Raw genomic sequence first — 10,526 nt, forward strand, 5'->3', positions numbered from 1 at the left:
CGGCGCGGCGCGGGGGGCCCGGGGGCGGGGGGGGGGGCGGGGGGCGGCCCCCCCCACACGGTGGGGGCTTTTGGGCCGCGGGGGCGCGGGGCGCCCCCCCCCCCCCCCCCACGACCGGATTTTCCGGCAGGATGCGGCTATGCCCTTCTGGCTCTCCCCCATCTCCACCACCGACGTGGCCCGATCGAGGGTCAGGCTGGCCTGGCCGCAGGCGCGGAGCGGCCAGGTGTGGTGGACCGAGGACCGTCCCGACGAGGACGGCCGCACCACGATCATGCATCGCGCCGCGGACGGTTCCCGCCGCGAGCTGCTTGCGGCGCCGTGGAGCGCCCGCACGAGAGTCCACGAGTACGGCGGGCGTTCCTACGCCGTGACCGAGTCCGGCGACGTGGTCTTCGCCAACCTGGCCGACCAGCGCCTGTACCGGCTGCCGGAGCTGGAGCCGCTGACCCCCGAGGGCGGCGACCGCTACGCCGACCTGCTGGTCCGAGACGGCCAGGTGTGGTGCGTCAGGGAGCGGCACGGCGACGACGGCAAGGTCACCCGGGCCATCGTCTCGGTCCCGCTCGACGGCGGCGAGATCCGCGAATGGGTCACCGGCTCCGACTTCTACGCCTATCCCGAAATTTCGCCTGACGGGCGGCATGTCGCCTACATCTGCTGGAACCATCCGCGCATGCCGTGGAACGGCACCGAACTGCGCATCACCCGCCTGGAGGACGGCAACTCCTGGACCGTGAAGGGCGGCACGTCGGAGTCGGTGCTGGCGCCCCAGTGGAAGGACGACACCCACCTCTACCTGGTCTCCGACTGGTCCGGCTGGTGGAACCTCTACCAGATCGGCATCTACGGCACCTCCTCGCAGGCGCTCCACCCGGCCGAGGAGGAGTTCGCCGGGCCGCTGTGGAACCTGGGCGGCCTGCCGTACCTCGTCATGGACGACGGTCGGCTGGCGGTGCTGCACGGGCGCGGCGACCAGCGGCTGGGGCTGCTCGATCCGGACACGGGCACGCTCACCGACCTCGACGTGCCCTATGACGGCTGGAGCGGCGCGCTGGCCGCCGACGGGACGTCGGTGATCGGGGTCGGGTACGGTTCGCGGATCCCCGGCTCGCTGGTCAGGATCGACACCGTGACGAGCCGGGTCGAGGCGCTCAAGCGCGACATCGAGGAACTGCCCGACGTCGCCTACCTGCCGGTGCCGCGCGCGGTGGAACTGGAGAGCCGCCTCGGCAGACACGTGCACGCCTACCTGTATCCGCCGTCCAACCCCGGCCAGCCCGAGGGGCCGAGGCCGTACGTGGTGTTCGTGCACGGCGGGCCGTCCGGGCACGCCACGACGGCGCTGGACCTGGAGAAGGCGTTCTTCACCTCGCGCGGCATCGGCGTGCTCGACGTCAACTACGGCGGTTCGACCGGGTACGGCAGGGCCTACCGGGAGCGGCTGAAGGGCCAGTGGGGCGTGGTCGACGTGGAGGACACGATCGTGGCCGCGCAGTGGCTGGCCGCCGAGGGGCTGGCCGATCCCGACAGGATCGCGGTGCGCGGCGGCAGCGCCGGCGGGTGGACGGTGATGGCGGCCTGCTGCACCTCCGGCCTGTTCGCCGGGGGTGTGTCGTACTACGGCGTCAGCGCGCTCGGCCCGCTGATGGCCACCACGCACGACTTCGAGTCCCGCTACGTGGAGTGGCTGGTCGGGCCTGAGGATCCGCAACTGTACGCCTCGCGCGAGCCGCTGTCGCTCGTCGCGGGCGTCACCAAGCCGATGCTGCTGCTGCAGGGGCTGGACGATCCCGCCGTGCCGCCGGAGCAGTCGGAGGCCTTCGCCGACGCGCTGTCGGAGCGGGGTGTGCCGTGCACGTACCTAGCCTTCGAAGGGGAGTCGCACGGGTTCCGCCGCAGCGAGACCAAGGCGACCGCGCTCGCCGCGGAACTGGCCTTCTACCAGCAGATCTTCCTGATGTCCTGATCTGTTCACACAGTTCGCACGAAAACGGCATCACTGTGCCGTCGCTACTCGGAAACAGTTGAATATCCGCTCCTCGACACCGCCCTCGGCAAGTGGGTTGCTCTTGGCAGGAAAACGGTAGGGCGCGCCCCGCGGCCACGGAGCGCGCCCCATCTCGCCAGCCATTCACGTAACCCCATCTCGGCACGAGGGAGGGCCAGATGGCCAGCATGCGCCATCTCAGCATTGTCGCGGTCGCCGCGGCAAGTCTGATCGCCACCGCATGTGCGACCCAGACCGGAAACCAGACTTCGACCTCGGCGCCCAGCGCCGGCCAGGAGGCGGGAAAGCCCGTCTCCGGCGGCACCCTGAGGTTCGTGGGCGGCGGCGACGTCGACCACCTGGACCCCACCAGCGCCTACTACACCGTCACGAGCGGTCTCATGCGGGGCTATGCCCGGCAACTGTTCACCTTCGGCTCGGTGGCGACGGAGGCCGACACGACCAAGGCGTTCGCGCCGGTCGCCGACATCGCCACGGAGATCCCCACGCAGGCCAACGGCGGCATCAGCGCCGACAACCTGACCTACACCATCAAGCTGCGCGACGGCGTGCAGTGGGACACCCAGCCGCCGCGCGCGGTGACGGCCTCCGACGTCGTCCGCGGCATGAAGCGGATCTGCAACCCGGTCGCCGGTTCCGGCGCGCCCGGCTACTACACCAGCACGATCAAGGGCATGAAGGAGTACTGCGACGCCTACGCCAAGGCGTTCGAGAAGGCCAAGCCCACCGCTCAGGCGCTGGCGCAGTTCCAGAACTCCCAGGACATCGCGGGCGTCCAGGCCAAGGACGACAAGACCGTCGTCTTCACGCTGACCCAGCCGGCCAGCGACTTCCTCAACATCATGTCGCTGAACTTCGCCGCACCCGCGCCGCAGGAGTACGACCAGTACGTGCCCGACGACGCGACGTTCCGCCAGCACGTGATCTCCGACGGCCCGTACAAGATCACCAGCTACCAGGCCACGAAGTCGATCAAGCTGGAGAAGAACCCGGCCTGGAAGCAGGAGTCGGACCCGATCCGTCACCAGTACGTCAACGCCATCGAGGTCAAGATGGGCGTGACGGAGCCCGACGCCGTCCAGCAGCAGATGGAGGCCGGCACCGCCGACCTGTCGTGGGACCTGCCGGTACCCACGTCGGCGATCCCGCGGCTGAAGGGCAGCGACCCCAACTTCAAGATCTTCCCCGGCTCCGTCACGAACCCGTATCTCGTCTTCAACCTGCAGAGCAAGAACGAGAACGGGGCCATGAGCAAGCTCAAGGTCCGCCAGGCCATCGAGTACGCGATCAACAAGACGGCCATCGCCAAGGTGTACGGCGGAGCCGACATCGCGGTCGCGATCCACACGGCGATCCCGCCGGGCAACATCGGCTACCAGGAGTACAACCCGTACCCGACCCCCGGTGACCAGGGCGACCCGGCCAAGTGCAAGCAACTGCTCACCGAGGCCGGCTACCCCAACGGCCTGAACCTGATCGGCGCGTTCCGCAACGCCGGCAACCACCCGGCCAACTTCCAGTCGTACTCCGCCGACCTGAAGAAGTGCGGGATCAACGTCAAGGGCCTGCCAGTGCGCCAGGGCGACTACTACGGCGCGTTCCTGCAGAACCCGACGATCGCCAAGGACAGCAAGTGGGACGTCTCGGCCCCCGGCTGGATCCCCGACTGGTACGGCAACAACGGCCGGGCCGTGGCCCAGCCGCTGTTCCAGACCAACTGCACCCCCGGCACCACCAACTTCGGCTGCTACAGCAACCCGAAGGTGGACGACCTGATCAAGCAGGCTCTCGGCGAGTCGGACCAGACCAAGGCGGCCGCGCTGTGGCACCAGGTCGACCAGACGGTGATGGATGACGCGGTCATCGTGCCGCTGAACAACCAGAACTACCCCATCTACAAGAGCAAGCGGGTGAAGAACCCCCTCTACCTGCCCAACTGGCAGTTCTACGACATCACCAACCTCTGGCTAGACCCCAACACGCCATGACGCTGCGGTAGCCGTGCCCGCGTGGCCGCGCGGGCACGGATTCCGTGAGGGAGGCACATGAGCCTGCTCGAGGTGACGAATCTGCACGTCTCCTTTCCCACTTCAGACGGCGTGGTCCAGGCGGTGCGCGGGCTGTCGCTCGCCGTCGACCGGGGCCAGACGCTGGCGATCGTCGGCGAGTCCGGCAGCGGCAAGACGGTCAGCACCCAGGCCATCCTCGGACTGACCCCGGACGCGGACATCTCAGGGACCGCCATGTTCGAGGGCGTCGACCTGCTCAAGCTCGACGGCGAGCAGCTGCGCCGCATCCGCGGCGCGGAGATCAGCGTGGTCTTCCAGGACCCGCTGACCAGCCTGCACCCGCTCTACAAGGTCGGCTGGCAGATCGAGGAGCTCTTCCGCGTACACCAGCCGGGCACCGGCCGCGCCGCGGCCAGGAAACGGGCGGTGGAGCTGCTCGGCCTGGTCGGCATCCCGCGACCCGACCGGCGGGTCGACGACTACCCGCACCAGTTCTCCGGAGGCATGCGGCAGCGCGCGATGATCGCGATGGCGCTGGCTCTCAACCCCAAGCTGATCGTCGCCGACGAGCCGACCACCGCGCTCGACGCGACGGTCCAGGCGCAGATCCTCGAGCTCATCGCCAAGGTGCAGGCGGAGTTCGACATCGCGCTCATCCTCATCACCCACGACCTCGGCGTGGTGGCCGGCATCGCCGACGAGGTCATGGTCATGTACGCGGGCCTGGTCGTGGAGCGCGCCGACCGGCGCACCCTCTACTACCGGCCGCACCACCCCTACACCAAGGGCCTGCTCGAGTCGATCCCCGGCAGTACCGGCGCCCGCGAGGGCCGGCTCAGGCCCATCCCCGGCTCGCCGCCGAGCCTCATCGCGATCCCGTCCGGCTGCGCCTTCCATCCGCGCTGCCCCTACGCCATGCCGGTCTGCCCGGCCGAGGTGCCGCCGCTGACCAGGGTGACGGGTGATACCGGGCACTCGTCAGCCTGCTGGCTGCCGCACGAGGCGGTGGGTCTGACGGAAGAGGCCGAGGCGCTGCGCCTGCACGCCAAGGAGGGATCGTGACGCTGCTCGAGGTAGACAACGTCGTCAAGCACTTCCCGATCACCACGGGAACCCTGATCAGGCACGCGGTCGGCCAGGTCAGGGCCGTCGACGGGGTCAGCCTGGAACTGGCCGCCGGCGAGACGCTCGGGCTGGTCGGCGAGACCGGCTGCGGCAAGTCCACGCTCGCCCGCTGCATCGCAGGACTGCACCCGGTGACCTCCGGCAAGGTCCGCTTCGACGGCGAGGACATCACCAACCTGCCGCGCTCCCAGATGCGCCGCTACCGGCGCGACATCCAGGTCATCTTCCAGGACCCGTACGGCTCGCTGAACCCGCGCCGCCGGGTGGGGTCCATCATCGCGGACCCGCTGGTCGTGCACCGGATCCAGCGGGGCGAGCAGCTGCGCCGTACCGTCCAGGAGCTCATGGCGCGCGTCGGGCTGAACCCCGAGCACTACAACCGCTTCCCCGCCGAGTTCTCCGGCGGGCAGCGGCAGCGCATCGGGGTGGCCAGGGCGCTGGCGCTGAAGCCGCGGCTGATCATCTGCGACGAGCCGGTGTCGGCGCTGGACGTGTCGATCCAGGCGCAGATCCTCAACCTGCTCAAGGACCTGCAGGACGACTTCGGGCTGACGTACCTGTTCATCGCGCACGACCTGTCGGTCGTGCGGCACGTCAGCGACAGGATCGCGGTGATGTATCTCGGCAAGGTCGTCGAACTCGCGGGGGCCGACGACCTGCACGAGATACCGCGCCACCCCTACACCAACGCGCTGCTGTCGGCCACCGCGGTGGCCGATCCCGACGAGGCGGAGCGGCGGCAGCGCATCATCCTGACCGGCGACGTGCCCTCGCCGATCGACCCGCCCTCCGGCTGCCGCTTCCATCCGCGCTGTCCCAAGGCCCGCGAGCGCTGCTCGGCCGAGGAGCCGCCGCTGGAGGCCAAGCCTCACCCGGTGGCCTGCCACTTCCCCGTCGAGGTGGGCGAGGACCTCACCGCGAGGAGTACCGCATGACCCTTACCGAGATCCGGCCAGAGGCCGTCACCGACCGCGGCATCGCCGGGCGCAGCCCGTGGCAGCTGGCCTGGGCCAGGATCAAGACCGACAAGGTGGCGCTGGTCTCCGGCGTGGTCATCGTGCTGCTGGCCGTGCTCGCCCTGACCGCGCCGCTGATCGCCGCGTGGAACGGGCACGATCCCGACGACCAGTTCCGCGACACCGGCATCACGCCGCAGGGGCTGCCCGTGGCGCCCAACGGCACGTTCTGGTTCGGCACCGACAGGCTCGGGCGCGACCTGTTCATCAGGGTGCTCTACGGGGCGCGCGTCTCACTGCTGGTCGGCGTCGTGGCCACCGGGATCGCGGCGCTGGTGGGCGTCGTGATCGGGCTGCTCGCGGGCTACTACGGCGGCGTCATCGACACGATCCTGTCGCGGACGATGGACGTCGTCCTCTCCTTCCCGTACCTGATCTTCGCGATCGCGGTCGTGTCCATCGCCGGGCCGTCGCTGTCGGCCACGATCGGGGTGATCTCCTTCTATTCCTGGGCGGCGATCGCGCGAGTCGTGCGCGGCCAGACACTGTCGATCAAGGAACGCGAGTACGTGGAGGCCGCCAGGTCCATCGGCGCGGGCGACTTCCGGATCATGTTCGTGGACATCCTGCCGAACCTGCTCGCGCCCGTCATCGTGCTCACCACGCTGCTCGTCCCGGCGGCCATCGTGTTCGAGTCGACGCTGTCGTACCTGGGGCTGGGCATCGTGCCGCCCACGCCGTCGTGGGGCAACCTGCTCAGCGAGGCCCAGGGCTTCTACCGCGTCGCCTACTGGTACCTGGGGTTCCCCGCGGTCACCCTGCTGATCACCACGCTCGCCTTCAACCTGGTGGGCGACGGCATCAGGGACGCCATCGACCCGCGCATGGAACGCCTGTTCAGCCGCCGCCGGCGGCGCCGTCGTCCTCGCGGTAAGGGGTAGCCGATGCTGCGCAGATTCCTCGTCCGCCGGATCCTGCTCGGCCTGCTGGTGCTGTGGCTGGTCACGCTGGGCACGTTCCTGCTGTTCTTCGTCGCGCCCAGCGACCCCGCCAGGACACTGGCCGGCAGGCAGGCCACACCCGAGCAGGTGGAACTGATCCGCCGCAACCTCGGCATGGACCGGCCGATCCTGGTCCAGTACCTGGACTACGCCAACCGGCTCGTCCACGGCGACCTCGGCACCTCGTACTTCTCCAACGAATCCGTCGGCAAGCTGCTCGCCGAGGACTTCCCACCCACGTTCTCCCTGGTCGTGGGCGGGGCGGTGATCTGGTTCACGCTCGGCGTGGGGGCCGGCGTACTCAGCGCCACCAGGGCCCGCTCGCTGCTCGACCGCGGGCTCACGCTGCTGGCGCTGGCCGGGGTGTCGATGCCCACGTTCGTCGTCGGGCTGATCCTGCTGTACTTCCTGTTCTTCCAGCTGACGATGGCAGGGATGCCGGTCCTGCCACCCGACTCCTACGTGTCCTTCTCCGACAGCCCCGGCGAATGGGCGCGCCACCTGATCCTGCCGTGGATCACGCTCGCCACCGTCCAGGCGGCCACCTACTTACGGCTGACCCGCGGGTCGATGCTGGACGTCCTCGGCGAGGACTACATCCGCACCGCCCGTGCCAAGGGCGTGCCCGAGCAGCGGGTCATCTACCGGCACGGTCTCCGCTCGGCCCTGACTCCCGTGGTGACGCAACTCGGCGTCGACGTGGGCACGCTGATCGGCGGCGTGGTGGTCACCGAGTCGGTGTTCGGCCTCGGCGGTATCGGGCAGGCGGTGGTACAGGCGTTCATCAGCGGTGACCTGCCGGTCATCATGGGCGTCGTCGTCCTGGCCACCACCGCGGTCGTCGTCGCCAACCTGCTGGTCGACATCGCCTACGGCTTCCTGGATCCCCGGATCCGGCTCGCCTGACACTTCCTCGAGCGCGGGTGTGGCCGCCCGCGGACCCTCCCTCCCGCGCCGGCCGCACCCGCCCTTCCACCGCAACGTCGTACGGTCAGCCGCCGCACCCGCCTTTCCACAGCGACGTTGTACGGCCAGCCGCCGCCACCGACCGCCCACACCACTCCGCCTGAGGACCCCTTGCCCGGCACTTCCGGCGAGTCGGCGCCCCTCCCCCACCGCCACGACGCCGTGTCGAGCGTCTACCCCGGCCGTGGCTGGGCACTTTCGGGATCTGTACGGCCAGCCGCCGCCACCGTCCGCCCGCCCCACTCCGGCTGAGGACCCGTAACCGGCGCTTCCGGCGAGTCGGCGCACCTTGCTCGCCGCCACGGCGCCGCGATCGGGCGTCTACCTCGGCCATGGCTGCGCACCGCACTTGGCGCCGAGTTCCTCCGCCCACCGTCCCGCCGCCCCCCCGCGCCCGGTCGTACACCCTGCTCCCCGCCATCTCGGCGCCATGCTCCACACCCTGATCCCCAGCGCGCTCCCCTACACCCCGCTTCCCACCAACCCAGCGCCAGTCACACACCCTGGCCCCCTGGCGCCCGGTCCCTGGAGATCCGGTGCCTTGCCACTCACGCTGCTTCCCACCGACACGGCGCCGGTCACACGCCCCTTGTCCCTGGAGACCCAGTGCCTATACCTGGCCGTCCACCTGGTCTCTGGCGGGCCGGCGCCTTGCCGTACTCGGCTGGTTCGCGCCAGCCCTGTGCCTAGGGTCTCTGCCGGGCCGCGCCCTGCCGTACGCCTTGGGCCATGGGCGTTGCCGGCGTCGGGGTGTGGGGCCGTGGCTACCAGGTCTTGTCGAGGAAGGTGGCGATCAGGGGGGCTATCTCGGGGAGGTGTTCTTCGAGGGCGAAGTGGCCCGTTTCGAAGAGGTGGAGGTCGGCGTCGGGGAGGTCGCGAAGGTAGCCGTGGGCGCCGGGCTCCGGGAAGAACAGGTCGTTGACGCCCCAGGTGACCAGCGCGGGCGGCTGGTGCTCGCGCATCCAGGTCTGCCAGCGGTCGTACTGCTCCACATTGGAGCGGTAGTCGTAGGCCAGCGCGACCTGCGCCTCCTTGCGGCCGGGCAGGTCGAGGTAGTGCTGGTCGAGCGTCCACCCCTCCGGCGCCACCGACTCGGGATCGGCGGTGCCGCCCACGTACTGTCCGCGCGTGCTCTCCAGGGTCAGCAGCCCCCTGATCTGGTCCTCCTGCGCGTTCCAGATGAAGTCCCTGGCCATCGCGGACAAGCCCTCCTCGTAGGCATTGCCGTTCTGCACCACCAGCCCGGCGATCCACTCCGGATGCCGCACCGCCAGCCGGAACCCGACCGGCGCCCCGAAGTCGAACACGTACATCGCGAACCGCGTCAGCCCGAGCCCGCGCACGAACCCCTCGACCACGTCGGCCAGCCGATCAAAGGAGTACTCGAACCCCTCCGGCACCACGGTCTGCCCGAACCCGGGGTAATCAGGCGCGATCAGCCGGTACCGCGCTCCCAGGGCGTCGATCAGCCGCCTGAACTGGTGCGAGGCCGACGGAAACCCGTGCAACAGCAACAACACCGGAGCGTCGTCCCTCTCGGGCACCGACTCGCGATAGAAGACCCGGACACCGTCGACGTCGAGATACCGGTGCACGACCCGCGCGACTGTCACCATGACTAATGCCTTCCTTCATCAGAGATGCATTAGTTATAGCGATGCCACCCCTAATGCGTCAACCCACCGATGTACCATTAGGCGCATGATCGAGAGGCCACCCCACAACGACGAGCCCCTGACCGGCGAGCACCTGGCGCTGGACTTCATCAACACCCTCTACGCCACCGGCGACCACCTGGCCACCCTCCCCGCCCTCCACCACTGGCTCACCCTCGAAGCCCCACGCCTCTCATCCGCCCTCCCCCAATCCGCCACCCCACCACAGCCCACCCACCCACCAGAGCCCGACACCCACCGTACGAAAACCAACACGCCGAGCTCAGTGAGCGCCCACCGCACAAAGACCGACACCCACCACGCGGAGGCCAATGCCCACCGCACGGAGAACGACGCCCACCGCGCGGAGGCCGACGCCCGCACGGAGAGCGACGGCGTGTCGGGTCTCACTGAGGCGGACGCGGAGGTGATCCGCGGGCTGCGCGCCCACGTTTCCACCACGCTGGCCCACGTGCGTCAGGGCGCGCCTCCCCCGCCTGAGTCTCTGGAGGCCATCACCGAGGCCCAGCACGCCGCCCCTACCCACGCGACCCTGACCTGGGCCAACGGCCACCTGACCGCCACCACCCAGCGCCAGGGCACCCCTGGGGCCCGCCTGGCGGCCCAGCTGGCGGACGCCGCCATCGACCTCCTGACAGGCGACGTCACGCGCATCCGCCAATGCGAGGGCCACGACTGCGTCATGCTCTTCATCCCCGCCCACCCTCGCCGCAGATGGTGCTCCACCACCACGTGCGGCAACCGGGCCCGCGTAGCCCGCCACTACGCCCGCCACAAATCCG

At 69.7% G+C, this 10,526-nt stretch carries 8 protein-coding genes; 7 read left to right on the plus strand and 1 reads right to left on the minus strand.

The window, feature by feature from the left end:
- The first annotated feature begins 139 nt into the window (after window positions 1-139).
- The 6 genes from ACIBHX_RS33185 to ACIBHX_RS33210 all read left to right on the plus strand — a co-directional run bounded on the left by ACIBHX_RS33185 (window position 140) and on the right by ACIBHX_RS33210 (window position 8,008).
- Complete coding sequence (locus ACIBHX_RS33185) at window positions 140-1,969, plus strand: prolyl oligopeptidase family serine peptidase (RefSeq protein ID WP_397071318.1); 1,830 nt, start codon at window positions 140-142, stop codon at window positions 1,967-1,969.
- 200 nt (window positions 1,970-2,169) lie between these two features.
- A complete protein-coding gene (locus ACIBHX_RS33190; protein WP_397071320.1) occupies window positions 2,170-3,999 on the plus strand; it encodes an ABC transporter substrate-binding protein in 1,830 nt (609 codons plus the stop codon).
- A gap of 57 nt (window positions 4,000-4,056) precedes the next feature.
- Window positions 4,057-5,082, plus strand: a complete 1,026-nt coding sequence (locus ACIBHX_RS33195) for an ABC transporter ATP-binding protein (protein ID WP_397071322.1) — start codon at window positions 4,057-4,059, stop codon at window positions 5,080-5,082.
- A complete protein-coding gene (locus ACIBHX_RS33200; protein WP_397071323.1) occupies window positions 5,079-6,080 on the plus strand; it encodes an ABC transporter ATP-binding protein in 1,002 nt (333 codons plus the stop codon). Before ACIBHX_RS33195 ends, ACIBHX_RS33200 begins: the two co-directional genes overlap by 4 nt.
- Window positions 6,077-7,042: an ABC transporter permease gene (locus ACIBHX_RS33205; RefSeq protein ID WP_397071324.1), complete on the plus strand. Its 966-nt coding sequence runs from the start codon at window positions 6,077-6,079 to the stop codon at window positions 7,040-7,042. The genes ACIBHX_RS33200 and ACIBHX_RS33205 overlap by 4 nt, the downstream gene beginning before the upstream one ends.
- Before the next feature lie 3 nt (window positions 7,043-7,045).
- Window positions 7,046-8,008, plus strand: a complete 963-nt coding sequence (locus ACIBHX_RS33210; protein ID WP_397071325.1) for an ABC transporter permease — start codon at window positions 7,046-7,048, stop codon at window positions 8,006-8,008.
- 824 nt (window positions 8,009-8,832) lie between these two features.
- Here the strand turns inward: ACIBHX_RS33210 and ACIBHX_RS33215 are convergent.
- Window positions 8,833-9,684: an alpha/beta fold hydrolase gene (locus ACIBHX_RS33215; protein WP_397071326.1), complete on the minus strand. Its 852-nt coding sequence runs from the start codon at window positions 9,682-9,684 to the stop codon at window positions 8,833-8,835.
- 85 nt (window positions 9,685-9,769) lie between these two features.
- Here ACIBHX_RS33215 and ACIBHX_RS33220 point away from each other — a divergent pair.
- Window positions 9,770-10,526: CGNR zinc finger domain-containing protein (locus ACIBHX_RS33220; protein ID WP_397071327.1), on the plus strand; the 757-nt coding region annotated here is incomplete at its 3' end.

Origin of the sequence: Nonomuraea sp. NPDC050536 (genome assembly GCF_044457685.1) — a bacterium.
In the GTDB taxonomy this organism is placed as follows: Bacteria; Actinomycetota; Actinomycetes; order Streptosporangiales; family Streptosporangiaceae; genus Nonomuraea.